Raw genomic sequence first — 26,487 nt, forward strand, 5'->3', positions numbered from 1 at the left:
CGTTTCACGGGCGGCGACCGCCCAGACGGAATCGCAGGGCCTCGGCCGCCGCGATCCGGTCCTCGGGGTTGACCGCCAGGCGGCGGCGCCCCTCGCCCGGGATCGGCGGCCGGGGCAGCCAACCCGGGGACGGCAGGTCGATCAACACGCCCTTGACCGGCAATCGTTCCAGCAGCAGCCGCATCCGCGTCACCCACAGCGCGGCCAGAACCTTGCGCACTTCGGCAAAGCGGTCGGGGCAGGTTCCGGCCAGCGTCCCGAGCGCATGGCCGGTAAAGGCGATGGCGGCAAAATCCACATCGGGAAACAGCGCCTTCAGCGCCGGACGCGCGGCGACGAATCGGTCGTTGCGGCGCGGGTGCACCGAATAGAACGGATTCGACAGATTCCCCAGCGGCGGCAACACCAGAACAAAGCCGCGCGCCTCTTCCGCGCGTTGCGCCAGCTCGGGGTCCCCGAGGTGCATGTCAACCCCCTCGACCTGCGCGGACGGCACCAATAGCCGGTCCAGCACCCGGCCCGTAACCGCCGGCGTCAAACGCGCGCTGCTGCGCGGGCCGATCAGCATCAGCGCCCTGTGCCGGATCGGCGCGTGACAAGGCACGCCTCTGTGCACGGACGGACCCAAACGTCCGCCGGCGTGGTCATGCAGACATTGTTGCATGGCACCCTTCCCAAATTTTCACCCGGCACCATTGTTGCGCCAAAAACTTACAATCCTCTTACCAGCCGCCCCAGGACCGAGGGGGACTTGCGCCGCCCGCTGCCGGGCGCATAAGGTCGCCTGAGCGAGCAGGCGGGCAGACGATAGGGACAGGCATGGACATCAAGGTTGTGGGCATCGTGGGTGCGGGGCAGATGGGCAACGGCATCGCCCATGTCTTTGCCCTGGCGGGGTTCGAGGTCATTCTGAACGACATCTCGGACGAGGCCCTGTCCAAGGCGTTGGCTCTGATCGACCGGAACCTGGACCGCCAGCTTCAGCGCGGAAAGCTCAGCGCCGAGGCCAAGGATGCGGCGATGGCGCGCATCCGCACCACGACCCGGCTGGCCGATGTCGGTCCGACCGATCTGGTGATCGAGGCCGCGACCGAACGCGAGATGGTCAAGCAAGCGATCTTCGAGGATCTGCTGCCGCATCTGAAGCCGACAACGATCCTGACCTCGAACACCTCGTCCATTTCGATCACGCGGCTGGCCAGCCGCACCGACCGGCCCGAACGCTTCATGGGGTTCCATTTCATGAACCCCGTTCCGGTGATGCAACTGGTCGAACTGATCCGTGGCATCGCCACCAACGAAGAGACCTACCGAACCCTGCTGGCGGTGGTCGAAAAGCTGGGCAAGACGGCCGCCTCGGCCGAGGACTTTCCAGCCTTTATCGTCAACCGGATCCTGATGCCGATGATCAATGAGGCCGTCTATACCCTCTACGAGGGGGTCGGCAGCGTCAGATCCATCGACGAATCGCTGAAACTGGGCGCGAACCACCCCATGGGCCCGCTGGAACTGGCCGATTTCATCGGCCTGGACACCTGCCTGGCCATCATGAACGTGTTGCACGACGGGCTGGCGGATACGAAATACCGCCCCTGCCCGCTGCTGACCAAATATGTCGAGGCCGGCTGGCTGGGTCGCAAGACCAAGCGCGGTTTCTATGACTATCGGGGCGAGACACCCGTTCCCACCCGGTAATCAGCCCTCGTCGCCATCGGTGAATTGCAGCTTTGCAAGGCGCGCGTAGAGCCCGCCTTGCGCCACCAGTTCGGCGTGCGTGCCCTCGGCGGCGATGCGGCCGGCCTCGAACACCACGATTCGGTCGGCCTTGCGCACGGTTGCCAGACGGTGCGCGACCACCAGTGTGGTGCGGCCCTGCGACAGCCGTTCCACCGCCTGTTGCACCAACCGCTCGCTTTCCGCGTCCAAGGCCGAGGTGGCCTCGTCCAGCAGCAGCACGGGCGCGTCGCGCAGGATGGCGCGGGCGATGGCGATGCGCTGCTTCTGGCCGCCCGACAGCATCACGCCGCGTTCGCCCAGTTGCGTCTCATACCCCTCGGGCAGGGCGGCGATGAAATCATGCGCGGCGGCGGCGCGGGCGGCGTCCTCGATCTGGGCATCGGTCGCGTCGGGACGGCCAAAGCGGATGTTCTCGCGCGCCGAGGTGGCAAAGATCACCGGGTCCTGCGGCACCAGCGAGACCGCGCCACGCAGATCCCGGCGGGTCAGGTCGCGCAGGTCGGTGCCATCCAGGCGGATCGCCCCCTCTTGCGGATCGTAGAAGCGCAGGAGCAACTGGATCATGGTCGATTTCCCGGCCCCCGAGGGGCCGACCAGGGCCACCGTCTCGCCCGGATTGACTGTCAGGTTGACGCCGTCCAGCGCCGATTGCCTGGGCCGCGAGGGGTAGTGAAAGCGCACGCCCTCGAACGCGACGGCGCCCCGCACCGGGGCCGGCAGGGAAACCGGGGTCGCCGGGTCCTGCACGGCGTCCGTCGCATGCAACAGTTCGACCAGCCGCTCGGTCGCCCCGGCGGCGCGCTGCAACTCGCCCCAGATCTCGCTCAAGGCCCCGACCGAACCCGCGACCAGCACGGAATAGATGACGAACTGCACCAGTTCGCCGATGCTCATGCTGCCGGTGCGCACATCCAGCGCGCCGACCCACAACACCCCGACAACGCCCGAGAACACCAGCGCGATGATGACCACCGTCATCACCGCCCGCGTGGCGATGCGCGTCATCGCGATGTCAAAGCTCTTTTCGGTGACCGTGGTAAAGCTGGCGATCGACTGCCCCTCGTGGGTAAAGGCCTGCACGGTCTGCGCGGCCGACAGGGCCTCGGCCGCGTGGCCACTGCTGGCGGCGATCCAGTCCTGGTTCTGGCGCGACAGCGTGCGCAACCGCCGGCCCAGCGTGACGATGGGCACGATCACCGCCGGCACCAGCAGCAGCACCAGTCCGGTCAGCTTGGCCGAGGTCAGCGCCAGCAGCACCAGCCCGCCCAGCAGCATCAGGACGTTGCGCAGCGCGACCGACACCGACGAGCCGACGATCGACTGGATCAGCGTGGTGTCGGTGGTCAGCCGCGACAGCACCTCGCCCGACATGATCCGTTCGAAGAACGCCGGCGACATGGCGATAACGCGTGCGAACAGCGCCTCGCGCAGGTCGGCGACGACCCGTTCGCCCAGCCGCGTCACCATGTAGTAACGCAGCCCCGTGCCCAGCGCCAACAAGCCCGCCAGCGCCAGCGCGGCGACGAAGTATTCGTTCAGCAACTGCAACTCGCCCGAGCCGAAGCCATCGACCACCCGGCGCACCGCCAGCGGCAGCGCCAGCGACACCGAGGCCGTGAGCACCAGCGACGCCAGCGCCCCGAACAGCAGTCCCCGGTAGGGCCGCAGAAAGGGCCACAAACCGGACAGCGAACCCATCCTGCGCGAAGTGGCCCTGTCCTGGGCCTGCGAAACGTCGGTCATGGCGCGCCTTTCCATAGGAGTCGCCTTGCCGTTTAGGCCCACGGGCAGCAAGGGGCAAGCACTCCGCGACGGGACGCCGCGCCGCGAGCCATCGAACATTTCACGCGCAACGACCGGCATTGGCGAATATTCATCGAACAGTGCAGCGGATTGCCGCACATCCATCGGCGATTCCCCGTATCCCCGCACGGATTCCGGAAAATTCCCGGCGCCGGCGGTCTGTTTGGACCGGACTTGGTAAAATCCGCGCAAGCCGTGGGGGGAACGCAATGAAAAACCGATCGTCGCCGGCTTTGACGAACAGGTCGGCCATGACCCCATGGGCGCCATTGTCGCCCCAAGGCCTGGAGGTATCGGTTCGGCAAGGGCAAGGAACCGGCCTTCAAGCCGATGTTCCGCGTCTTCGTCCGCGCGGCGCTTCGATGGGCGCGGTGCCGGATTTTCCGGACGCGGCGTTGTTCGCGATGAGGGTTGTGATCATCGTTGGCCTTTACCTTTTGATGCCGGTGGTGAAACCTGAGCGGAACAGCTGTCTGTCCCGGCTCGAACCTGGCGAAATTCGCAAGGTCAAATGAGTTTCGCGTAGCAAGTGTCCGTATGCGCACGGGAGCGTCGCGTGTCAGTGAGGTCGGGCCCGGCAACGGGCCCGGCCTTTTTCCGCCGGTTCACGCGCCGATGGCAAACAGGTGATCGCGCCCGGCTTGCCCGGCGTGGGGCGCCCGGTCATGCTGCGGACATTCCAGACCGGAGTTCGCACATGCCCTTTCCCCTGACCCGTTTCCGCCGCGCCCTGATCCTGTCCGCCGGAACCCTGGCGCTGGCCCTGCCGCTCAACGCCGAAACGACGATCCGCGGCGTCACCCTGTCCACCGCCGGCCTTGCCATGATCGAGGCGACGGGTCACCTGGGCAGCGACCCGATCCGCCTGTCGATCGCCCGGGGCGACATCGACGACTTTCTGAAAAGCTTGTGGGTGGTCGATCCCGCGGGGTCGGTGCCCTCGGTCACGATGACCGGGCCCGGCAGCTTCGACGACGCCTTTGCGCATTTCCCCTTTGGCCCGCAGGACGTGACCGACCCGGCCCGCCTGTTCGCCGCGATGATCGGCGCGCCCGTGACGGTCGAGCGGCGCGGCGAATCCTGGTCCGGGCTGAACATGGGCGTGACCCAGCGCCCCGGCGAGAACGGGCCGCAGAACGTGCTGACGGTGCAGGGCGACGACGGCACGCTGCACAGCTTTGTCATGGATGACGCGCTGGGGGTGCGATTCGCGGACGCGACGGATCAGCAGACCCTGACCGCCGCGCTCAGGGCCTGGCGCGGCTCGGCCAATCCCCGGCGGGTCGAGGTGACACTGGACAGCGCCGATCACAGCGAACGCGACCTCGACCTGGTCTATCTGCAAAACGCGCCGCTGTGGCGCACCGCGTGGCGCGCGGTGGACACGTCCGACGGCATCCGGCTGATTGGCTGGGCGGTGGTCGAGAACACCACCGGCGCCGACTGGGACCAGGTGCGGCTGACGCTGGCCACCGGGTCTGTTCGGGCGATTTCCGCCCGACTTTATGAACGCCGCTATGCCCAGCGCGAACAGGCGCTTGACGATGCCGTCGCGGCGCCGATGGTGGCGGCCACAAGCTATCGCGCCGGCGCGCTTGCCATGGCCGAGGCCGCGCCCGCACCGATGATGGCCGACAGCGCCGCCAGCGTCGGCGTGACGGCCGACGACGGCGACAGCTTCAGCCGCTTCACGTTGGACACCCCCGTGACGCTGGCAGCCGGCCAGATGATGAGCGTGCCGTTCCTGTCGGAATTGCTGCCCGACGCGCGGCTCACGCTGTATCGCGGCGGCTCGGGCGAGTTGCACCCGACCATCGCGCTGTCGCTGGAAAACCCGCTGCCCCTCAGGTTGCCCGCCGGGGTGCTGACCCTCTACGAGGACGGGCGCGGGCACGCGGGCGACGCGATGATCCCCGAGATGGCCCCCGGCGCGACCGAAACCGTCACCTTTGCCCGCGACACCGCGGTCGAGGTGCGCGAAGAGAACACCGGCACCGAAACCGTGCGCGAGATGCGGCTGTCGAACGGGTTGCTCTATGTGACCGAGGACCTGGAACAGCGCACCACCTATCGCATCGAGGGCGCCCCCGGGGCCGCGCGCGACATCACCATCGACCATCCGCGGCGCGACGGCTGGACCGTCAGCTCCGCCACCGGCCCCGAGGAACGCCCCGACGCCTGGCGCTGGGTGGTGCATGTCGCGGCCGGCGGGCGGGACAGCCTGACGGTGACCGAACGCCAGCCGCGCACCCGGCGCGTGGGGTTGATGGACATCGACACCAACACGCTGGCCTACTGGCAGGGGCGCTCGGTCGATCCCCGGGTGACCCAAACGCTGCGCCAGCTTGCCGATCTGCGGGGCCAGATCACCGTCGCGCAAGAGGACCAGCGCACCCAGGCGCAAAGCGTCCAGACGCTGGAGCGTGAGCAACAGCGCCTGGTCAACCTGATCGTCCAACTGGGCGACGACAGCCAGGCCAACCGCGACCGTCGCGCCCGTGTGGATGCCATCGACGCCGAGATCGCCGCTGCCCAGGCCGCCAGCGAGGCGGCGGTGCAACGGGTTCAGGACCTGCACCGCCAGATCGCCGCGCTGATCGGGGCCTGACGATCAGTCGAAGCGCCAGCTCGACGCGGTGACGCCGCCCATCAGGCCCACATCGTGATAGATGCGGGTGGCGGCACCGCCCTCGGCTGCGCCCAGCGCAGCGAACAGGGGCACCAGGTGATCCTCTTGCGCGTGGCAGGCCCGCGCGTAGGGGGCGCGTTCCCAGTCCAGAATGCGCGGCGTGCGGACCTCGGGCGGGGCATCCAGCGTTTCGCTCAGCCAGGCGTCGAACGCCTCGCTGGGCACCCGCGCCGCCGGTCCGAACTGCCGAAGGTTGTGATAGCTCAGCCCCGATCCGACGATCATCACCCCCTCGTCACGCAGGGGCGCCAGCGCGCGCCCCAGGCGCAGATGCTCGAGCGGCGCATACCCCTTCCGCAACGAGACCTGATAAACCGGCACATCGGCATCGGGGAACATGATGTAGAGCGGCGCAAAGGTGCCGTGATCGAACCCCTGCGTCGGGTCGATCCGCGTCGGCAGGCCGGCGGCGGCGATCAGATCGGCGGTGCGGGCAGCCAGATCGGGCGCGCCGGGTGCCGGATAGGTGATGGTATAGGTCTCCGGCGGGAAGCCATAGTAATCATAGACCATCGGCGGATTCGCCGCGCCCATGACGGCAAAGGCGTCGTCCTCCCAGTGGCCGGACACCACCAGCACCGCGCGCGGCCGTTCGGGCAGGTCCACGACCATCCGCTTGAGCGAGGCTTCGAGGGTCACGAACTGCCGGCGCATCGGCGCCAACCAGGGCCACGGGCCGCCCCCGTGCGAGATGAAATAGGTGGGAAGTCGGGTCATCGGACGCTCCTGTCTCGGTCACCACGAATATCGGCCCGCCGCGCGATTCGGAAAACGCGCCCCCGCGCACAGGTTCTGTGCATCGCCGCGAGGTCCGGCCCGCCCCGTCACAAGGCGCCCGGTCCCACCATTTCGCGCATCGCGACATAGGTGTGATACTCGGACACGTTCGGGTCGTCGTGGAACACCTCGATCGCGAACTGCGCATAGGCCGCCATGCTTTCCAACCGCAAGGTCAGCACGAAATCCGCATCCCCCGTGACATACGAGGCCAGCTTGACCTCGGACCGGCCGCGCAGTTTCCGGGCGAAATCGGCATATGTGCGCGCGCCGTGGTCCAGCGAAACCAGCGCGAACACGGTGACCGGCGCGCCCAGATATTCGGGATTCACCACCGAGATGTCGGCCGTGATGATCCGTTCCGCCCGCAATCGTCTGAGGCGGCGCAGAACCGCGCTTTGCGACAGACCGACACGGTCCGCCAGCACCCGGGCCGAGGTCTGGTTGTCGCGCTGCATCTCGGCCAGAAGCGCGTGGTCGAACCGATCGAGCGCGACGGATTTCGCCATTTTGGACCCCATCAAAGGCGCATTTCGCCAATTCATAGCGAAAATCGGTGAAAACAACCAGGCAATTTCGCGCAAGATCCGCGCGACGCGGTTGGGCACGGTGCCTTTCCGCCCGCGACAGGACCGCCCATGACCGACTGGAACAAACGCACGCTGACCGCCCAGGCCATGGGCCATATCGACCCGCTGACGCGCGCCGTGGTGCCGCCGATCCACGTGGCGACGACCTACATCCGGGACGAGGACAACGGCTATTCCTCGGGCTACATCTACGCCCGCCCGCACAACGCCACCGTGCGCGAGGCCGAGGCGGTGCTGGCGATGCTGGAAGAGGCGCCGGCCGGCGCGCTGCTGTTCGGTTCGGGCATGGCGGCGGCGGTCGCGGTGTTCGAATCGCTGGCGCCTGGGGACCATGTGGTGGCCTCGCGGGTGATGTATTGGGGCCTGCGCAACTGGCTGGCGACCGAGGCGACGCGCTGGGGCCTGTCGGTCGAATTCGTGGAAACCGACGACCTGGATGCGCTGCGGGCCGCCGTGCAGCCCGGGCGCACGCGGCTGGTCTGGATCGAAACCCCGTCCAACCCGATGTGGACGATCACTGACATCGCCGCCGCCGCCGCGATCGCCCATGCCGCCGGCGCGCGGCTGGCGGTCGATTCGACCTGCGCCTCGCCGGTGCATACCCGCCCGCTGACGCTGGGCGCCGACATTGTCATGCATTCGGCCAGCAAGGTGCTGAACGGGCATTCCGACGTGATCGCCGGGGTTCTGGCGGCGCGCGAGGACAGCGCGTTGTGGGAGCGGATCAAGGCGACGCGGCACAACCGGGGCGCCATCCTGGGCCCGTTCGAGGCCTATCTTCTGGCGCGCGGGATGCGCACGCTGCATGTGCGCCAGGAACGGCAGTCGGCCTCGGCCATGGCGCTGGCGCAGCGTCTGGCGGCGCATCCGATGGTCGCGCAGGTGCTGTATCCCGGCCTGCCGCAACACCCCGGGCACGACATCGCCGCGCGGCAGATGACGGGCGGGTTCGGCTACATGCTGTCGCTGCGGCTGACGGGCGGCGAGGGCGCGGCCATCGCCACCGCGGCCAGGGTGCGGCTGTGGAAACGCGCGACGTCGCTGGGCGGCGTGGAAAGCCTGATCGAACACCGCGCCTCGATCGAGGGGGCGGGCTCGCCCTGCCCCACCGATCTGCTGCGCCTGTCCACCGGCATCGAGGACACCGGCGACCTGTTCGACGACCTGGACGAGGCGCTGCGCGCCGCGGCGCGCGGCTGACCTCAGATCAGGCCACGATAGGCGGCTTCCCAGCGCGTCAGGTTGTACATGTCGGTATGCCCCCACGGCTCGCCATAGCTGGGCGCGTCGTTGGGGCCCATGGCCAGCTCGGCCTCCATGTAGGCGCGGCGCTGATCCAGCGCGACCAACAGGTCGGCGTCGGACAAGGTCTTGACGTTGTTGTTATACCAGTTGGTCACCCCAGCCGGGGTGAAGAAATAGAAGGTCTGGTTGGCGTAGCCGGCGGCCGAGGACAGGTCGAGATCGGCGTTCGGGTCGGTGCCGGGCAGAATCAGCGCCACCGAGGCGTTGCTCAACGCGGCCTGGATATCGGTGGCCAGGTCCCCGACCCCACCGCGCACCGCCACGGCCGAGGACAGCCCGAGACCCGAGACCGCGGCCGTCAGGACCACCCAGTCCACGGTCACGGCACCACTGTTATCCGTCAGAAAGTCTTTCGCCTTGTCCAGGACACTTGCCATGATTTGCCTACCCGAAATCGCAACACGCTCGCCGGAAATATTGGCGGCGCGGTCAGGCTGACGGCAAAGTGTGTCAAAGTTGCGAAAGCACCGGGGCCGGATTGCGGCGGGGCCCCGGATGACCGCGAAGTCCGGGGGGGCGCCGCGCCGTGGCGGGCGCCCCCCCGGGACCTGGGATCAGTGCACGACCTTCATGCGCGGCTGGTCGTCGTCGGCGGCGCTGCTGGCGTGGCCGTCGATGATCAGCCCCTCGGGGCCGGCCGTGACCGGCACCGTCGCGCCATCCAGCACCGTGCCGCTCAACAGCATCTGCGCCATCGGGTCCTGGAGATACTTCTGGATCACCCGCTTCAGCGGACGGGCGCCATAGACCGGGTCATAGCCCTTGTCCGCCAACCAAGTCCGCGCACCCGGGTCCAGATCCAGCACGATCTTGCGCGCTTCCAGCCGCTTGGTCAGCCGCTTGAGCTGGATCTCGACGATGCCGTCCATATCCGCCCGCTTGAGCCGGTCGAAGATGATCGTCTCATCCAGCCGGTTCAGGAACTCGGGCCGGAAATGGGCGCGCACGGCCTCCATCACATGGCTGCGGGCCTCGGCGGTGTCCGTCCCATCGGGCAGATGGCTGAGCGCCTGAGAGCCCAGGTTCGAGGTCAGCACGATCAGCGTCTGCTTGAAGTCCACCGTGCGCCCGTGGCTGTCCGTCAACTGGCCGTCGTCCAGCACCTGCAACAGCACGTTGAACACGTCGGGGTGGGCTTTTTCCACCTCGTCGAACAGCACGACCTGATAGGGGCGGCGACGGACGGCTTCGGTCAGGACGCCGCCTTCCTCATAGCCAACATACCCCGGAGGCGCCCCGATCAGCCGGGCGACCGCGTGTTTCTCCATGAACTCGGACATGTCGATGCGGACCATCGCGCTGTCGTCGTCGAACAGGAACTCGGCCACCGCCTTTGTCAGCTCGGTCTTGCCGACGCCGGTCGGGCCCAGGAACAGAAAGCTGCCCAGCGGACGGTTCTCGTCGTTCAGGCCGGCCCGCGCGCGCCGCACGGCGTTCGCCACCGCGCGCACCGCCGCATCCTGGCCGATGACCCGCTTGTGCAGACCCTCTTCCATGCGCAACAGCTTCTCGCGCTCGCCCTCCAGCATCTTGGTCGTGGGGATGCCGGTCCAGCGTTCCACCACTTCCGCGATCTGTTCGGGCCGCACCGCGTCGCCCACCAGCTTCTCGGCTTCGCGCGCCTCGGCCTCGGCCAGTTGCTTTTCCAGCCCCGGAATGGTGCCGTATTGCAGCTCGCCCGCCTTGGCGAAGTCACCCGTTCGCTTGGCGGTGTCCAGGTCGATCCGCGCCTTTTCCAGCTTTTCCTTCAACCCGCGCGCGGCTTCCAGCATGTCGCGTTCGTTCTGCCACTTGGCCGTCAACTCCGACGATTGCTGCTGCAACTCGCTGAGCTCGGCCTCGAGCTTGTCCAGCCGATCGCGCGAGGCCGCGTCGTCTTCCTTTTTCAGCGCCTCGGATTCGATCTGCTTTTGCAAGATGTCGCGGTCCAGCGCGTCCAGTTCCTCGGGCTTGGAATCGATCTGCATCCGCAGACGGCTGGCCGCCTCGTCCACCAGGTCGATCGCCTTGTCCGGCAGGAAACGGTCGGTGATGTAGCGGTGCGACAACGTCGCCGCCGCCACCAGCGCCGAATCCGCGATCCGCACGCCGTGGTGCAGCTCGTATTTCTCCTTGATGCCGCGCAGGATCGACACGGTGTCCTCGACCGTGGGCTCGGCCACAAAGACGGGCTGGAACCGGCGGGCCAGGGCCGCGTCCTTTTCCACATATTTGCGGTATTCATCCAGCGTGGTCGCGCCGATGCAGTGCAACTCGCCCCGCGCCAGCGCCGGCTTGATGAGGTTGGCCGCGTCCATCGCGCCGTCCGACTTTCCCGCGCCAACCAGCGTGTGCATCTCGTCGATGAACAGCACGATGTCGCCCGCCGCCGTCTCGATCTCCTTCAGAACGGATTTCAGGCGTTCCTCGAACTCGCCGCGATACTTGGCGCCCGCGATCAGCGCGCCCATGTCCAGCGCCATCAGGGTCTTGTCGCGCAGGCTTTCGGGCACGTCGCCGTTGACGATGCGCAGCGCCAGCCCCTCGGCGATGGCGGTCTTGCCGACGCCGGGCTCGCCGATCAGCACCGGGTTGTTCTTGCCCCGGCGGCTGAGCACCTGCATCGTGCGGCGGATTTCCTCGTCGCGGCCGATGATCGGGTCGATCTTGCCCGCGCGCGCGGCCTCGGTCAGGTCGCGGGCATATTTCTTCAGGGCTTCATAATTGTCCTCGGCCGAGGCGCTGTCCGCCGTCCGGCCCTTGCGGATATCGTTGATCGCGCCGTTTAGCGCCTGCGCCGAAACCGCGCCCGCGTCCAGCGCATCCTTGGCCGGGCTCTTGACCATGGCCAGCGCCATGAGCACCCGCTCGACCGGAACAAAGCTGTCGCCGGCCTTCTGGGCCAGTTTCTCGGCCTCGTCCAGAACTCGCACGAGGCTCTGGTCGGTATAGACCTGCCCCGCGTCGCCCGAGACCTTTGCCTGCTTGCCCACCGCCAGATCGACCGCCTGCGTCACCCGCTCGGGCGCACCGCCGGCGCGGCGGATCAGGTTGGCCGCCATGCCCTGGTCGTCGTCCATCAGGGCCTTCAGCAGATGTTCGGGGGTCAGCCGCTGGTGCTGTTCGCGCGCGGCGATCGTCTGGGCGGCCTGCAGGAACCCGCGCGCCCGTTCCGTGAACTTTTCAAGGTTCATCGTGCTCTCCATTCCAAGCGCCCGACCGTCGGCACGCCCGACCATCGGCGCGTGCCCCTTGCGGGCCTCGATCCTTATGTGGGGGCGAAATTTCCGCCATCAAGAGGGGTTGTTAACCCTCGGGCAACCTTCCGTCGGCACTCTGTCCCAAACGCGAATGGAGACACCTCATGCTGCAACGCGCACCCCGCCTGCCGTCGCGGGTTCTGGTCCAGGTCCGATCCCCGGGCGGTGGTTTCGATGCCACGATCGGCAACCTGTCCGCGGGCGGCGCCCGTCTGCTGGGCGTGCCCGACCGCATGGTCCGCGTGGGCGACCCGATCGAGATCCACTGCCAGGGCGGTTCGCACGTCGCCCATGTCCGTTGGCATTTCGACGACACCTGCGGGCTGATGTTCGAACAACCGCTCAGCCCGCGCGCCATCGCCGCGATCCTCGGCTCGCGGCTGCTGCAATAGGGGGGCACGATGCAATATCGCGAATGGCGCTATCCCTGCCAACACCCCGTGGACCTGGCGACTGGCTCGCAACGGGTCCAGGGGCTCATGGTCAATGTCAGCCAGCACGGCGCGCGGATTGCCGGCCCCCTGTCCACGCAGACCGGCGACCGGCTGACCGTGCTGCTTGGCCCCGGATGCCTGCCGCGTGAGGCGGTGGTCCGCTGGGCACGGGGTGGCACCTTCGGGGTGAACTTTGCACGCCCGCTGGACGCCCGGACCATCGCCGTGGTCCGCAAGACCGCCGGCCATCGCGGGTTCCATGGCAGCGCGCCCGTGGCCCGGGCCCGCGAATTGCGCTGAGCGTCCCGGTGTCCTCCCCCCGGCCCGACACCACCCACAGGCCCCGCGACACCGCGTTTCCTTGACTTGCCTCCGGTGCGGCCGCATATCCCCCTGAAACGGAGGCCGTCCATGTTCATCCAGACCGAATCCACCCCGAACCCCGCCACGCTGAAATTCCTGCCCGGGCAGGATGTCCTGGGCCGCGGCACCGCCGATTTCCCCGACGCGGGCGGCGCGGGCAACTCGCCCCTCGCCAGCGCGATCTTCGCCGCGCCCGGCGTCACCGGCGTGTTCCTGGGCGCCGATTTCATCACCGTGACCAAGGCCGACGGAATCGACTGGGCGCATCTGAAGCCGTCGATCCTGGGCGCCATCCTGGAGCATTTCCAGTCCGGCCGTCCGGCCATCGAGGGCGAGGCCGAATCCGCCCATGCGCAGCAGGACGGCCCCGACGGCGAGATCGTCGAACAGATCAAGGAACTGCTCGACACCCGCGTGCGCCCGGCCGTGGCCCAAGACGGGGGCGACATCACCTTTCACGGGTTCGACCGGGGCGTGGTCTATCTGCACATGAAGGGGGCATGCGCCGGCTGCCCCTCCAGCACGATGACGCTGAAGATGGGCATCGAGAACCTGCTGCGCCACTACATCCCCGAGGTGACCGAGGTGCGCCAGGTTGCCGTCTGACAGCGGCACGGTCCTGGGCTTCGATACTTCGGGCGGCTGGATCGCGGCCGCCGTGATCGGTGGCGGGCGGACGCTCGCCCATCGCCACCTGTCAATGCCGCGCGGCCAGGGCGAGGCGCTGCTGCCCTTCCTGGCCGAGGTCCTGACCGAAGCGGACCGCGCCTGGTCCGACCTCGCCGCGATCGGCGTCGGCACCGGCCCGGGCAACTTCACCGGCATCCGCATCAGCGTCGCCGCGGCGCGCGGGTTGGCGCTGGGACTGGGCATTCCGGCCATCGGCGTGACCACCTTCGACGCACTGGCGCTCGACGGGCCCGCGCTGCCGGTGACGGTGCCGGCGTTGCGCGGCCAGACCTGGGTGCGGGACCCCGGCGGCACCCCGCGGCTGACCGACGCCGCGCCCCCCACCGCGATCGGCACCGACCATGCGCCGCCCGCCCACCCGCTCGCCGTCGCCATCGCCCGCCTGGCCGAGGTCCGGCGCCTGACCCCGCAGCCGCGCCCGGCCCCGACCTACCTGCGCGAGGCCGATGCCGCCCCCGCGTCCGAGGCGCCACCCCCGCTGCTGGATTGACCGGCCCCGCGCGGCGCTTCAGCGCCGCGCCCCCTCGCCCGAGGGCTGACGCAGGGACTGCGTCCGGCCGAGGGCGAAACCCGCCCCTTTCCGCTTTTCCCGAACCCCGGCGCAGGCTACAGCGACCCATGACCCCCGATGCGCTCGCCGCGCTGCACGCCCGCACCTTTGTCGCGCCCCCCCCCTGGAGCGCCGCCAGCTTCGCCGCGCTGCTGGCCCGCCCTCATGTCTTTCTGGAAGCCGACGCCCAGGGGCGCGCCTTTGCCCTGGGCCAGGTCATCGCCGGCGAGGCCGAACTGCTGACCCTCGCGACCGACCCCGCGCATCGCCGCCAGGGTCTGGCGCGCGCCCTTCTGGCCCGCTTCGCCGCAAGCGCCCGCCAGCGCGGCGCCGACAGTGCCTTTCTCGAGGTGGCCGAGAACAACGCCGCCGCGCGCGCGCTCTATGCCGCCAGCGGCTGGACCGCGCGCGGCCGCCGCCCCGGATACTACCGGACCCCGGGGCAGCCCGCTGTCGCTGCATTGATCCTTTGCAAGTCTCTCGCCTGAGATTTAACCTGCCTCGGCCGGACGATTCCCTTTACTTGTCCGTTTGGTAAAATTTGCTTGACGGCCTCGACCCCTGTGGACCTAGAGTGATGATGAACCGAAACATCGGCTCAACCGCGAGGGAGCCCGAACCCCGGCGGCCAACGACGACCCAACTGGGAGAACCAACATGAAACTGACCCGCACGCTCCTCGGCGCGACTGCTGTCGCCGCGCTGATGGCCGGCACCGCCTGGGCGGAGCCCGCGCTGATTTACGACCTGGGCGGCAAGTTCGACAAATCCTTCAACGAAATGGCCTTTACCGGCGCGACGCGCTGGGCACAGGAAACCGGCGGCGAGTTCCGCGACATCGAGTTGCAGTCCGAAACCCAGCGCGAGCAGGCGATCCGCCGCTTTGCCGAGGCCGGCTACAACCCCGTGGTGATGACCGGCTTCAGCATGGCCACCCCGCTCGAGGTGGTCGCGCAGGACTATCCCGACACCACCTTCGTCATCATCGACGGCGTGGTCGATCTGCCGAACGTGCGCTCGGTCCTGTTCGCGGAACAGGAAGGGTCGTATCTGGTCGGCATGGCCGCCGGCATGGCGACCCAGACCAACACCGTCAGCTTCGTCGGTGGCATGGACGTTCCGCTGATTCGCGCCTTTGCCTGCGGCTATGCGCAGGGCGCGCACGCGGCCAACCCGGACATCAACGTCATCGTCAACTACACCGGTACGACGCCCGCCGCCTGGAATGACCCGGTGCGCGGCAGCGAGATCACGGCCGCCCAGATCAGCCAGGGCTCGGACGTGGTCTTCGCCGCGGCCGGCGGCACGGGCGTGGGTGTCCTGCAACGCGCAATGGATGACGGCATCCTGTCGATCGGCGTCGATTCGAACCAGAACTACCTGCATCCGGGCCATGTTCTGACCTCGATGATGAAGCGCGTCGACAACGCGGTCTTCGACGCCTTCACCGCCGGCCCCGGGATGGAAACCGGTATCCACGTCATGAACCTGCAATCGGGTGGCGTGGGCTGGGCTCTGGACGAGAACAACGAGGCGCTGATCACGCCGGCGATGCGCGAAGCCCTCGGCGCGGCCGAGGCGCAGATCTCGTCCGGGGATCTGGTGGTGCACGACTATCGTTCGGACAACACCTGCCCGATCTCGGTCGAGTAAGGCTCTGACCAGATGGGCGCCGGTGCGACCGGGGGGGCGGCAGTCGATGCCGCCCCCGCCATCGAGCTTCGCGGGATATCGAAGGCGTTCGGCCCGGTCCAGGCGAACAAGGACATCAACATACGGGTGCGCAAGGGCACCATTCACGGCATCATCGGCGAGAATGGGGCGGGCAAGTCCACGCTGATGTCGATCCTTTACGGGTTCTACAAGGCCGACTCGGGCGAGATCCTGATCGACGGCCAGCCCACCCAGATCACCGATTCCCTGGCGGCCATCCGCGCCGGCATCGGCATGGTCTTTCAGCATTTCAAACTGGTCGAGAATTTCACCGTTCTTGAGAACGTCATCCTGGGCGCCGAGGGGGGCGCGCTGCTGACGCCCTCGAAAGCCAAGGCCCGGCGCCTGCTGACACAACTGGCCGCCGATTACGAGCTGCACGTCGAACCCGACGCCCTGATCGAGGATCTCTCGGTCGGCCACCAGCAGCGGGTCGAGATCCTCAAGGCGCTGTATCGGGAAGCGAACATCCTGATCCTGGACGAGCCGACCGGCGTTCTGACCCCGGCCGAGGCCGATCACCTGTTCCGCATCCTGCGCGGGCTGAAGGATCAGGGCAAGACGATCATCCTGATCACCCACAAGCTGCGCGAGATCATGGACGTGACCGACGAGGTCAGCGTCATGCGGCGCGGCGAGATGGTGGCGACCGTGACCACGGCCGAGACCAGCCCCACCGAACTGGCCGAGCTGATGGTCGGCCGCAAGGTGTTGCTGGAGGTGCACAAGACCCCCGCCCAGCCCGGCGCGGTGGTGCTGTCCGCCCGGAACTTGCGCGTGGTGGACCGTCACGGCGTCGAACGGCTGCGCGGCATCGACCTGGACATTCGCGCGGGCGAGATCCTGGGCATCGCCGGCGTCGCGGGCAACGGGCAATCGGTGCTGCTGGAACTGCTGTCCGGCATGATGTCAGGCACCGGCAGCCTGACGATGAACGGCAAGCCGCTGGATCTGTCGCTCAAGCGCGACACCGCGCGCACCCGACGCGAGGACGGCATCGCCCATGTCCACGAGGACCGCCACCGCTGCGGGCTGATCCTGGACTTCATGGCCTGGGAAAACATGGCCTTTGGCTATCACTACGCCCCGGAATACCAGAAGAACGCCCTCTTGATGGACAATCACGCGATCCTCGAGGACGCGCGCGGCAAGATCGAGCGTTTCGACGTGCGCCCGCCCAATCCGATGCTGACCGCCGAAAGCTTTTCCGGCGGCAACCAGCAAAAGATCGTCCTGGCGCGCGAAATCGAACGAAACCCCGATCTGTTGCTGGTGGGTCAGCCCACGCGCGGCGTCGATATCGGCGCGATCGAATTCATCCACAAGCGGCTGATCGAGCTGCGCGACCAGGGCAAGGCGATCTTGCTGGTGTCGGTCGAACTGGACGAGATCCTGTCGCTGTCGGACCGCATCGTCGTCATGTTCGACGGCCGCATCATGGGCGAACGGGACCCTGAACAGACCAACGCGCGCGACCTGGGCCTGTTGATGGCCGGCGTCACCGGTGACGGCAAGTCGAGCACCGGCAGCACGGCTACCGGCAAGACGGGCACCAGCAAGACGGGCGCCAGCAAGACGGGGGATGCCGCATGAGCGCGCGGGCAATGCCGAAATGGGCCGATGTGCTGTTGGTTCCGCTGCTGTCGCTGGCAATCGCCTTTGCGATCTCGGCGCTGGTGATCCTGGCCATCGGCGAGGACCCGGTGCGGGCCATGAACCTGATGATCTCGGGGTCCCTGGGTTCGACCTATGGCTGGGGCTACACGCTGTATTACACCACCAACTTCCTGCTGACCGGTCTGGCCGTGTCGATCGCCTTTCAGGCCAAGCTGTTCAACATCGGCGGCGAGGGGCAGGCGCTGATCGGCGGGCTGGGCGTGGCGCTGGTCTGCCTGTTCGTCCCCTGGCCGAACTGGTGGCTGGGCATGATCGCGGCGATCCTGGCCTCGGCGCTGTTCGGCGCGGCCTGGGCGCTGATCCCGGCCTGGTTGCAGGCCAAACGCGGCAGCCACATCGTCATCACCACGATCATGTTCAATTTCATCGCCGCCTCGGTGATGAACTACCTGCTCAGCCATGTGTTGCGGCCGCCGACCTCGATGGACCCGGCGACCGCGCGGTTCGACAACGTGCTCAGGCTGCCACGGTTGCATGACGTGCTGGGCCTGGTGGGCATCGACTTTTCGCGCTCGGGGCCGGCGAACGTGATGCTGTTCGTGGCGCTCGCCTTTTGCGTGCTGGGCTATGTGTTGCTGTGGCGCACCCGCCTGGGGTTCGAGATCCGCGCCTTTGGCCAGTCCGAGCCCGCAGCGCATTACGCCGGGATTTCGGCGGTGAAGATCGTCCTGGTGGCGATGCTGATCTCGGGCGCATTGTCGGGCACGATGGCGGTGAACAGCGTGATGGGCGGACCGCAGCGGCTGGTGATGAACGCGGTCGAGGGCGCGGGCTTCATCGGCATCGCGGTGGCGCTGATGGGGCGGTCGCATCCGATCGGCATCATCGCCCCGGCGCTGCTGTTCGGCTTCCTGTATCAGGGCGGCTCGGAACTGGCGATCGAGACCGCGATCCCGCGCGAGATGATCGTCATCATCCAGGCGCTGGTCATCATGTTCACCGGCGCGCTGGACGACATGGTGCGCCGCCCGCTCGAGACCCTGTTCCTGATGTTCCGGCGGAGGACCTGACATGGATGTCGCAACCATCGTCCAGATCCTGGAATCGACCCTCAGACTGGCGACCCCCCTGCTGTTCGTCTGCCTGGCGGGCCTGTTCAGCGAACGCGCCGGGATCTTCGACATCGGGCTCGAGGGCAAGCTTCTGGTCTCGGCCTTCTTTTCGGCGGCATTCGCCTATTACACCGGCTCCGCCTGGCTGGGCCTTCTGGCGGGCATCGCATCGTCGGTGGTGTTCGGGCTGATCCATGGCGTCGCCTCGATCACCTTTCGGGGCAACCAGCTGATTTCGGGCGTGGCGATCAACTTTCTGGCGGCCGGCATGACCGTGGTGGTCGCGCAGAGCCTGTTCCACCAGGGCGGGCGCACCCCGCCCCTGGAAGGCGCCGCCCGCTTTCAGAAGATCGACCTGCCCTTTGCCGATGCCCTGCATGACGTGCCGGTGATCGGCCAGATCTACAGCCAGATCCTGAACCAGCATTCGATTCTGGTCTACATGGGCCTGGCCGCCGTGCCGCTGACGTGGTGGGTTCTGTACCGCTCGCGCTTTGGACTGAGGTTGCGCGCGGTGGGCGAGAACCCGGCGGCGGTGGATACCGCCGGGGTCAGCGTCGTGCGGTTGCGCTATGCGGCGGTCATCATCACCGGCGTGCTGTGCGGCATCGGCGGGGCGTATCTGTCAACCTCGCTGGCGGCAGGTTTCGTCAAGGACATGTCCGCAGGGCGCGGATACATCGCCCTGGCCGCGCTGATCTTTTCCAAGTGGCGGCCCTGGCAGGGGCTGGGCGCGGTGCTGCTGTTCGGCGCGCTCGAAGCCATCGCCAACAGGTTCCCGAACGTCGATCTGGGGATCGTCACCCTGCCCAATCAGGTGATGACCGCGCTGCCCTATATCCTGACGGTGGTGATCCTGGCGGGTTTCGTCGGCAAGGCCATTCCGCCCCGCGCCGGTGGCGAACCCTATGTCAAGGAACGCTGACCCCGCTCACATTGTGTTTCCAATATGTGAAAACCGAACAAAGCCCCTGTCAATCGCGGGGGCTTTGTCCTATGGGGAATCATGCTGGTCTATCTGCCCATAGCCGAGATTTCGACAAACATCCTGACGCTTCTGGGCGTCGGCGCGGGCGTGGGAATGCTGTCCGGCATGTTCGGCGTGGGTGGCGGGTTCCTGATTACGCCGCTGCTGTTCTTCATCGGCATTCCGCCGGCCGTTGCGGTGGCCACCGGGGCGAACCAGGTCGTGGCCTCGTCCATTTCGGGGGTGCTGGCGCATCTGCGGCGCAAGACGGTGGACCTGAAAATGGGCACCGTGCTGTTGCTGGGCGGCCTGATCGGCTCGACCGTGGGGATCTGGCTGTTTCGGTGGCTCAGTGCGCTGGGGCAGATCGACCTGGCCGTACAGCTGTCCTATGTGCTGTTCCTGGGCGTCGTCGGCGCCCTGATGCTACAAGAAAGCCTGCGCGCCTGGTATCGCACCAAGAAAACCGGCAGCGGGCGGCGCAAGCTGCACCAGCACACCTGGGTGCACGCCCTGCCCTTCAAGATGAAATTCCGGGTCTCGGGCCTGTATATCAGCGTCATTCCGCCGCTGATGGTGGGCGCCGTCGTCGGCATCCTGTCGGCTGTGATGGGCGTGGGCGGCGGGTTCATCATGGTCCCCGCGATGATCTATCTGCTGGGAATGCCGACCAAGGTCGTCGTCGGCACCTCGCTGTTCCAGATCATCTTTACCACCGCCTACACCACCGTCATGCACGCCGTGACCGGCCATTCGGTCGATATCGTGCTGGCGTTCTTCCTGATCCTGGGCGGGGTGATCGGCGCGCAACTGGGCACGCAGATCGGCCTGAAGCTGAAGGCCGAGCAATTGCGCATCCTGCTGGCGCTGCTGGTGCTGGCCGTCTGCATCAAGGTCGCGCTGGACCTGCTGATCCAGCCCGGCGAGCTGTATTCGATCCGCGTGTTGGGGGGCGAGTGAGATGCGAGCCCTTCTCGTTCTTCTGCTGACCCTGGCCGCCGCCCTGCCCGCCGCCGCCAGCGAGATCGTCGGCGCCCTCAGCCAGAACCGCGTGTCGCTGACGACCAGTTTCTCGGGGTCCGAGATCCTGATCTTCGGTGCGATCCGCCGCGATCCCGGCGAGGAACAGACCGCCGAAACCGACGAGGCAAACGGCGCCACCGATTACGACGTGGTCATCGTCATCGAGGGCCCCCGCCAGCCGGTCGCCGTCTGGCGCAAGGATCGCCGCGCCGGCATCTGGATGAACGTGGATTCGATGGCCATGGCCTCGGTTCCGTCGTTCTATGCCGTCGCCACGACCGCACCGCTGAACCAGATCGTCTCGCCCGAGACGGACGCGACCTATCGCATCTCCGCCCGGCAGGCGATCCGGGGCGTCACGGGGGACACCGCCGGCACGCCCGAATCCGCCCTGTTCACCGAAGCCCTGATGCGCATCCGCGAACGCTCGCAGCAGTATCTGGCGCTGGATCGCTGGGTGCACCTGGATCGCGACATCCTGTTCCGCGCCAACGTCCGCCTGCCCGCGAACCTGACCGAGGGCGCCTATACGACGCGCATGTATCTGGTGCAGAACGGCGCGGTGGTCAGTCAGTTCCGCACCGCGATCTTCGTGCGCAAGGACGGGGTGGAACGCTGGATCCACCAACTCGCCTTTGACCAGCCGCTGCTCTACGGGCTGTTGTCGCTGGTCATCGCGCTGGTTGCCGGCTGGGGGGCGTCGGCGCTGTTCCGGATGATCCGTCAGTCCTGACATCCGGGCATGGGGCGCGGATTTCGACGTCCGGGCGGCTCTTGCGCGACACGCGGGACGCTGCCCGCGCCTGACGTGTCGCTTGCGTCATTTATCGCGGCGCCCGGGTCGGGTTAACCTGCGCCCGTCGGCCCCCGGTTCGAGGACACCATGCGTCACCTCCTGCTGCTACTCGTGCTTTGCCCCTGGTCCGCGCAGGCCCAGGACGGCCCTCAGGGCATCGCCTTTGTGCAGGCCCCCGAACAGGCCAGCGGCGTCGCGACCGGCCCCACGCCCGAGACCGCCTTTGCCCGGGCCCGCGCGCAATGCGTGGCCGGCGGCGCGGCGTCCGAGGATTGCCTGCGCACGACCTGGTGCTTTCCGGCGGGCTGGTCGGTCGATATTTTCGCCCAACACCGCGAAGGGCTGCACTGGCATGAGGTCAGCTGCGGCCTGCCCTCGCGCAGGGTGGCCGAGGTCGTGGCCCAGGCGCTGTGCGATCCCACCGAACGGCCCTATCTGATCGAATGCCAATTGGTGCAGATCTACGATCCCGAGGGCACGCCGCTGTTGCCCGACTGACCGAAATCTCGGTTCGGATTGTAACAAATCCTTGCAATTTTCTCGCCGCATTGCAGAAATCGGCCAGTGCGTCTGACCGATCCCCTGGGAAGGAACCCGAATGGCCCGTTTCAACAAGATCCTCATCGCGAACCGCGGAGAAATCGCCATCCGGGTGATGCGCGCGGCCAACGAGCTGGGCAAAAAGACGGTCGCCGTCTATGCCGAAGAGGACAAGCTGAGCCTGCACCGCTTCAAGGCGGACGAGGCCTATCGGATCGGCGAGGGGCTGGGACCGGTGGCCGCCTATCTCTCGATCCCCGAGATCATCCGCGTGGCGCAGAAGTCGGGCGCGGACGCGATTCACCCGGGCTATGGCCTGCTTAGCGAGAACCCCGCGCTGGTCGATGCCTGCGTCGCCGCCGGGATCACCTTCATCGGGCCCAAGGCCGAGACCATGCGCGCCCTCGGTGACAAGGCCAGCGCCCGCCGCGTGGCGATCGCGGCCGGCGTGCCGGTGATCCCCGCGACCGAGGTTCTGGGCGACGACATGGACGAGACCCGCGCCATGGCCGAGGCCGTGGGATATCCCCTGATGCTGAAGGCCAGCCACGGCGGCGGCGGGCGCGGAATGCGGCCGATCCTGGGCCCCGACGAATTGGAGACCAAGGTCCGCGAGGGCCGCCGCGAGGCCGAGGCCGCCTTTGGCAACGGCGAGGGGTATCTGGAAAGGATGATCCTGCGCGCCCGTCATGTCGAGGTGCAGTTGCTGGGCGACACCTACGGCAACCTCTATCACCTGTTCGAGCGGGACTGCACCGTGCAGCGCCGCAACCAGAAGGTCGTTGAACGCGCCCCCGCCCCCTATCTGACCGAGGCCCAGCGCGCCGAGGTCTGCGCGCTGGCGCTGAAGATCGGCAATTCCGTGGGGTATCAATGCGCGGGGACGGTCGAGTTCCTGATGGATATGGACACCGGCGCGTTCTACTTCATCGAGGTGAACCCCCGCGTCCAGGTCGAACACACCGTCACCGAGGAAGTGACCGGCATCGACATCGTCAAGGCGCAGATCCGCGTCTGCGAGGGCGAGACCCTGGCCGAGGCGACCGGCACCCCCTCGCAAGGGGATGTGAAGCTTTCGGGCCACGCGCTGCAATGCCGGATCACCACCGAGGACCCGCTCAACAATTTCATCCCCGACTATGGCCGCCTCACCGCCTATCGCAGCGCGACCGGCATGGGGATCCGCCTGGACGGCGGCACCGCCTATGCGGGCGGTGTCATCACGCGGTATTACGACAGCCTGCTGGTCAAGGTCACGGCCTGGGCGCCGACCCCGACAGAGGCCATCGCCCGGATGGACCGCGCGCTGCGCGAGTTCCGCATCCGCGGCGTCAGCACCAATATCGCCTTTGTCGAGAACCTGCTCAAGCACCCGACCTTCCTGGCCGACCAGGCGACGACGAAGTTCATCGACACCACGCCCGAGCTGTTCCAGTTCAGGAAGCGCCGCGACAGGGCGACGAAGCTGCTGGTCTACCTGGCCGATATCACCGTGAACGGTCACCCCGAGACCGCCGGCCGCCCCCGCCCCGCCGCCGAGCCGCGCACGCCCGAGCCGCCCAAGGTGCGTGCCCAGCACGCACCCTACGGCACCCGCTCGCTGTTGACGGACAAGGGCGCCAAGGGCGTCGCCGACTGGATGAAGGATCAGACGCAGCTGCTGATCACCGACACGACGATGCGCGACGCGCATCAGTCGCTGCTGGCGACAAGGATGCGGTCGATCGACATGATCCGTGTGGCGCCGGCCTATGCCGCCAATCTGCCGCAGCTTTTCAGCGTCGAATGCTGGGGCGGCGCGACCTTCGATGTCGCCTATCGTTTCTTGCAGGAATGCCCTTGGCAGCGCCTGAGGGATCTGCGCAAGGCGATGCCGAACCTGCTGACGCAGATGCTGCTCAGGGCCTCGAACGGGGTGGGCTATACCAACTACCCCGACAATGTCGTGCAGTCCTTTGTCGCCCGTGCCGCCGAAACCGGCGTCGATGTGTTCCGCGTCTTCGACAGTCTGAACTGGGTCGAGAACATGCGCGTCGCCATGGACGCCGTGATCGAATCGGGGCGTATCTGCGAGGGGACGATCTGCTATACCGGCGATCTTCTGGACCCGGCGCAGCGCAAGTACACCATTGATTACTATGTGAAGATGGCCAAGGCGCTGGAGGCCGCCGGCGCCCATGTGCTGGGCGTCAAGGACATGGCCGGCGTGCTGAAGGCCCCTGCCGCGCGGGTGCTGTTCTCGGCGCTGAAGGATGCGGTGGATCTGCCCATCCACTTCCACACGCATGACACATCAGGCGCGGCCATCGCCACGATCATGGCCGCCAGCGAGGCAGGGGTGGACGCGGTCGATGCCGCCATGGACGCGCTCAGCGGCAACACCTCGCAGGCCACGCTCGGCTCGATCGTCGAGGCCCTGCGCCATACCGCGCGCGACACCGGCCTCAGCATCGACGCGATCCGCGAGATTTCGGACTATTGGGAACAGGTCCGGGCGCATTACGCCGCCTTCGAGACCGGCCAGCAGGCCCCGTCGTCCGAGGTCTATCTGCACGAGATGCCCGGCGGCCAATTCACCAACCTCAAGGCTCAGGCGCGCTCGCTGGGGCTGGAGGACCGCTGGCCCGAGATCGCCCGCGCCTATGCCGACGCCAACCAGATCTTCGGCGACATCGTCAAGGTGACGCCCTCGTCCAAGGTCGTCGGCGACATGGCGCTGATGATGGTCACCCAGGGCCTGACCCGCGCCCAGGTCGAGGACCCGGCCTTTGACATGGCCTTCCCCGAATCGGTGGTGGACATGTTGAAAGGCAATCTCGGCCAGCCCGAGGGCGGCTTCCCGGCCGCGATCACCGCCAAGGCCCTCAAGGGCGAAGCCCCCGTGACCGAGCGCCCCGGCAAGCATCTGCCACCCGTCGATCTGGAGGCGGTGCGCGCGCAGGTGTCGCGCGAACTCGACGGGTTCCGTATCGACGACGAGGACCTGAACGGCTACCTCATGTATCCCAAGGTCTTCCTGGACTACATGGGCCGCCACCGGCTCTATGGTCCGGTGCGGACGCTGCCGACCTGGACCTTCTTCTACGGCATGGAACCCGGCAACGAGATCTCGGCCGAGATCGACCCGGGCAAGACGCTGGAAATCCGCCTGATCGCCGTTGGCGAAACCGGCGAGGACGGCGACGTGAAGGTCTTTTTCGAACTGAACGGCCAGCCCCGAACGATCCGCGTTCCCAACCGCAAGGTGAAGGCCACGCAGGCCGTGCGGCCAAAGGCCGAAGAGGGCAACCCCGCCCATGTCGGCGCGCCGATGCCGGGCGCGGTGGCCTCGGTCGCGGTCAGTGTGGGGCAGGCCGTGAAGCCGGGCGACCTGCTGCTGACGATCGAAGCGATGAAGATGGAAACCGGCCTGCACGCCGACCGCGCAACCGTGGTCAAGGCCGTGCACGTCCAGCCGGGCACCCAGATCGAAGCCAAGGATCTGCTGATCGAACTGGACTGAGACCCCGCCGCCCGGCGCGGCTGGCCCGCGAACCGCCCGTCCCCCTTCCCCCGGGGCGCGGGCGGCTCACGCCCCCGCGCCAACGGACGGACCGTCATCGCCCCGGGCCGACGCGGACAATTTTAGACAAATGCGCGCTTCTTTGTGCCGCAAATATCCTCGGGGGTGAATTGGCGCAGCCAAGAGGGGGTGGAAAACCCCCTGCGCCGGTATCGATCCGCGCCGCGGTCAGCGCTTCTTCACGAACTCGGTCAGGATGACGATCCGCTGCCCTTCGACGCGGCCCTCGATCTGGCCGGCGTTGTCGGGCACCAGCGCGATCCCGCGCACCGCCGTGCCGCGTTTCGCGGTGAAGCTCGCTCCCTTGACCGGCAAGTCCTTGATCAGCACCACCGTGTCGCCCTGTGCCAGCAACACCCCGTTCGAATCGCGGTGTTCCAGCGCCGCCGGGGTGTCGGCCCAGGCCTGTGCCTCGGGCGACAGGATCATCGTGTCGCGCAGGTCAGTGGCCCAGCCTTCGGACAGCGTGGCCAGCTTGCGCCAGACGGCGAACTGCACCGCGGGTTCGGCCGACCAGGCGGCGCCTTGCAGGCATTGCCAATGGGCCGGACTGTCGGGCGCGGTCTCGCCGCGGCAGGTCGCGCACAGCAGGACCGGCGTTGCCGGCGGTTGCGCCTGCGCGTCGAGCGTGGCATCGGCGCCGCAGAATTCGCAGGCCCCCCCGGCGCGGGACATCAAGTCGGGATCGGTGCTCATCGGAGGGTCCTGTGTTGGGGGTCGCCCCTGGTCCTAGGACAAGCGGCGTTCGAAGGCAAACGAAAGCCGGCCGGCCCGTTCGCCCGCCCCTGGACCGCACCGCCAGACGGATGCGGAAAACGTCGAGACGGTCGATTTTTTCGCTTGCGGCGCCGCGGTGTTTCCCCTAAATCCGCGCCTAACGAAACGGGGCGCGGGCGTAGCTCAGGGGTAGAGCATAACCTTGCCAAGGTTAGGGTCGTGAGTTCGAATCTCATCGCCCGCTCCAATTCGAAACCGGCGGC

General features: G+C 67.5%; 24 protein-coding genes and 1 tRNA gene. 18 read left to right on the forward strand and 7 right to left on the reverse strand.

Annotation, left to right across the window (positions count from 1 at the left end):
- Positions 1-4: 4 nt before the first annotated feature.
- Positions 5-568, reverse strand: coding sequence for a hypothetical protein (locus tag H6900_01660; GenBank protein ID MCC0071974.1), 564 nt, complete (start codon positions 566-568; stop codon positions 5-7).
- 251 nt (positions 569-819) lie between these two features.
- On the opposite strand from H6900_01660, the gene H6900_01665 reads away from it, so the two are divergent.
- Positions 820-1,695 carry a 3-hydroxybutyryl-CoA dehydrogenase gene (locus H6900_01665; GenBank protein MCC0071975.1) on the forward strand — a complete coding sequence of 292 codons (876 nt, stop codon included), beginning with the start codon at positions 820-822 and terminating at the stop codon, positions 1,693-1,695.
- Here the strand turns inward: H6900_01665 and H6900_01670 are convergent, their stop codons facing one another.
- On the reverse strand, positions 1,696-3,495 hold the full coding sequence (locus H6900_01670) for an ATP-binding cassette domain-containing protein (protein MCC0071976.1): 1,800 nt from the start codon (positions 3,493-3,495) through the stop codon (positions 1,696-1,698).
- 296 nt (positions 3,496-3,791) lie between these two features.
- Here H6900_01670 and H6900_01675 point away from each other — a divergent pair, with 296 nt between their 5' ends.
- Both H6900_01675 and H6900_01680 read left to right on the forward strand, forming a co-directional pair.
- Positions 3,792-4,055, forward strand: a complete 264-nt coding sequence (locus tag H6900_01675; GenBank protein MCC0071977.1) for a hypothetical protein — start codon at positions 3,792-3,794, stop codon at positions 4,053-4,055.
- 182 nt (positions 4,056-4,237) lie between these two features.
- A complete protein-coding gene (locus tag H6900_01680; GenBank protein ID MCC0071978.1) occupies positions 4,238-6,148 on the forward strand; it encodes a DUF4139 domain-containing protein in 1,911 nt (636 codons plus the stop codon).
- A gap of 3 nt (positions 6,149-6,151) precedes the next feature.
- Here the strand turns inward: H6900_01680 and H6900_01685 are convergent, their stop codons facing one another.
- Complete coding sequence (locus H6900_01685; GenBank protein ID MCC0071979.1) at positions 6,152-6,946, reverse strand: dioxygenase; 795 nt, start codon at positions 6,944-6,946, stop codon at positions 6,152-6,154.
- Between the two features lie 107 nt (positions 6,947-7,053).
- Complete coding sequence (locus H6900_01690) at positions 7,054-7,515, reverse strand: Lrp/AsnC family transcriptional regulator (GenBank protein ID MCC0071980.1); 462 nt, start codon at positions 7,513-7,515, stop codon at positions 7,054-7,056.
- Positions 7,516-7,644: 129 nt separating this feature from the next.
- Between H6900_01690 and H6900_01695 the strand changes: the two genes are divergently transcribed.
- On the forward strand, positions 7,645-8,796 hold the full coding sequence (locus H6900_01695) for a PLP-dependent transferase (protein MCC0071981.1): 1,152 nt from the start codon (positions 7,645-7,647) through the stop codon (positions 8,794-8,796).
- A gap of 2 nt (positions 8,797-8,798) precedes the next feature.
- Here H6900_01695 and H6900_01700 read toward each other — a convergent pair whose 3' ends face one another.
- Both H6900_01700 and clpB read right to left on the reverse strand, forming a co-directional pair.
- Entirely contained in the window at positions 8,799-9,278 is a 480-nt protein-coding gene (locus tag H6900_01700; GenBank protein ID MCC0071982.1) for a hypothetical protein, read from the reverse strand.
- 177 nt (positions 9,279-9,455) lie between these two features.
- Entirely contained in the window at positions 9,456-12,074 is a 2,619-nt protein-coding gene (gene clpB, locus H6900_01705; GenBank protein ID MCC0071983.1) for an ATP-dependent chaperone ClpB, read from the reverse strand.
- A gap of 170 nt (positions 12,075-12,244) precedes the next feature.
- Here clpB and H6900_01710 point away from each other — a divergent pair, with 170 nt between their 5' ends.
- The 13 genes from H6900_01710 to H6900_01770 all read left to right on the forward strand — a co-directional run bounded on the left by H6900_01710 (position 12,245) and on the right by H6900_01770 (position 25,447).
- Positions 12,245-12,532, forward strand: coding sequence for a PilZ domain-containing protein (locus H6900_01710; protein MCC0071984.1), 288 nt, complete (start codon positions 12,245-12,247; stop codon positions 12,530-12,532).
- A gap of 9 nt (positions 12,533-12,541) precedes the next feature.
- Positions 12,542-12,874: a PilZ domain-containing protein gene (locus H6900_01715; protein MCC0071985.1), complete on the forward strand. Its 333-nt coding sequence runs from the start codon at positions 12,542-12,544 to the stop codon at positions 12,872-12,874.
- Between the two features lie 111 nt (positions 12,875-12,985).
- Positions 12,986-13,543 carry a NifU family protein gene (locus H6900_01720; GenBank protein MCC0071986.1) on the forward strand — a complete coding sequence of 186 codons (558 nt, stop codon included), beginning with the start codon at positions 12,986-12,988 and terminating at the stop codon, positions 13,541-13,543.
- Positions 13,533-14,117: a tRNA (adenosine(37)-N6)-threonylcarbamoyltransferase complex dimerization subunit type 1 TsaB gene (gene tsaB, locus H6900_01725; protein ID MCC0071987.1), complete on the forward strand. Its 585-nt coding sequence runs from the start codon at positions 13,533-13,535 to the stop codon at positions 14,115-14,117. Before H6900_01720 ends, tsaB begins: the two co-directional genes overlap by 11 nt.
- A gap of 128 nt (positions 14,118-14,245) precedes the next feature.
- A complete protein-coding gene (locus tag H6900_01730) occupies positions 14,246-14,665 on the forward strand; it encodes a GNAT family N-acetyltransferase (GenBank protein MCC0071988.1) in 420 nt (139 codons plus the stop codon).
- Between the two features lie 169 nt (positions 14,666-14,834).
- Positions 14,835-15,830: a BMP family ABC transporter substrate-binding protein gene (locus tag H6900_01735; protein ID MCC0071989.1), complete on the forward strand. Its 996-nt coding sequence runs from the start codon at positions 14,835-14,837 to the stop codon at positions 15,828-15,830.
- A gap of 12 nt (positions 15,831-15,842) precedes the next feature.
- Positions 15,843-17,483, forward strand: coding sequence for an ABC transporter ATP-binding protein (locus H6900_01740; GenBank protein ID MCC0071990.1), 1,641 nt, complete (start codon positions 15,843-15,845; stop codon positions 17,481-17,483).
- 11 nt (positions 17,484-17,494) lie between these two features.
- Positions 17,495-18,577: an ABC transporter permease gene (locus tag H6900_01745; GenBank protein MCC0071991.1), complete on the forward strand. Its 1,083-nt coding sequence runs from the start codon at positions 17,495-17,497 to the stop codon at positions 18,575-18,577.
- Between the two features lies 1 nt (position 18,578).
- Positions 18,579-19,544: an ABC transporter permease gene (locus H6900_01750; GenBank protein ID MCC0071992.1), complete on the forward strand. Its 966-nt coding sequence runs from the start codon at positions 18,579-18,581 to the stop codon at positions 19,542-19,544.
- 81 nt (positions 19,545-19,625) lie between these two features.
- The gene (locus H6900_01755) at positions 19,626-20,546 is read left to right on the forward strand and encodes a sulfite exporter TauE/SafE family protein (GenBank protein MCC0071993.1); all 921 of its coding nucleotides are present in this window, start codon (positions 19,626-19,628) and stop codon (positions 20,544-20,546) included.
- A 1-nt stretch (position 20,547) separates the two neighbouring features.
- Positions 20,548-21,342, forward strand: coding sequence for a TIGR02186 family protein (locus H6900_01760; GenBank protein ID MCC0071994.1), 795 nt, complete (start codon positions 20,548-20,550; stop codon positions 21,340-21,342).
- A 150-nt stretch (positions 21,343-21,492) separates the two neighbouring features.
- On the forward strand, positions 21,493-21,903 hold the full coding sequence (locus tag H6900_01765; GenBank protein MCC0071995.1) for a hypothetical protein: 411 nt from the start codon (positions 21,493-21,495) through the stop codon (positions 21,901-21,903).
- Positions 21,904-22,003: 100 nt separating this feature from the next.
- Positions 22,004-25,447, forward strand: a complete 3,444-nt coding sequence (locus tag H6900_01770; GenBank protein MCC0071996.1) for a pyruvate carboxylase — start codon at positions 22,004-22,006, stop codon at positions 25,445-25,447.
- Positions 25,448-25,675: 228 nt separating this feature from the next.
- Here the strand turns inward: H6900_01770 and H6900_01775 are convergent, their stop codons facing one another.
- Positions 25,676-26,203 (reverse strand): PhnA domain-containing protein, encoded by a 528-nt coding sequence (locus tag H6900_01775; protein MCC0071997.1) that lies wholly within the window; start codon positions 26,201-26,203, stop codon positions 25,676-25,678.
- Positions 26,204-26,396: 193 nt separating this feature from the next.
- Here H6900_01775 and H6900_01780 point away from each other — a divergent pair.
- A tRNA-Gly gene (locus H6900_01780) sits at positions 26,397-26,471 on the forward strand.
- The last annotated feature ends 16 nt before the right edge of the window (positions 26,472-26,487 follow it).

Origin of the sequence: Rhodobacter sp. (genome assembly GCA_020637515.1) — a bacterium.
Lineage (GTDB): Bacteria > Pseudomonadota > Alphaproteobacteria > Rhodobacterales > Rhodobacteraceae > Pararhodobacter.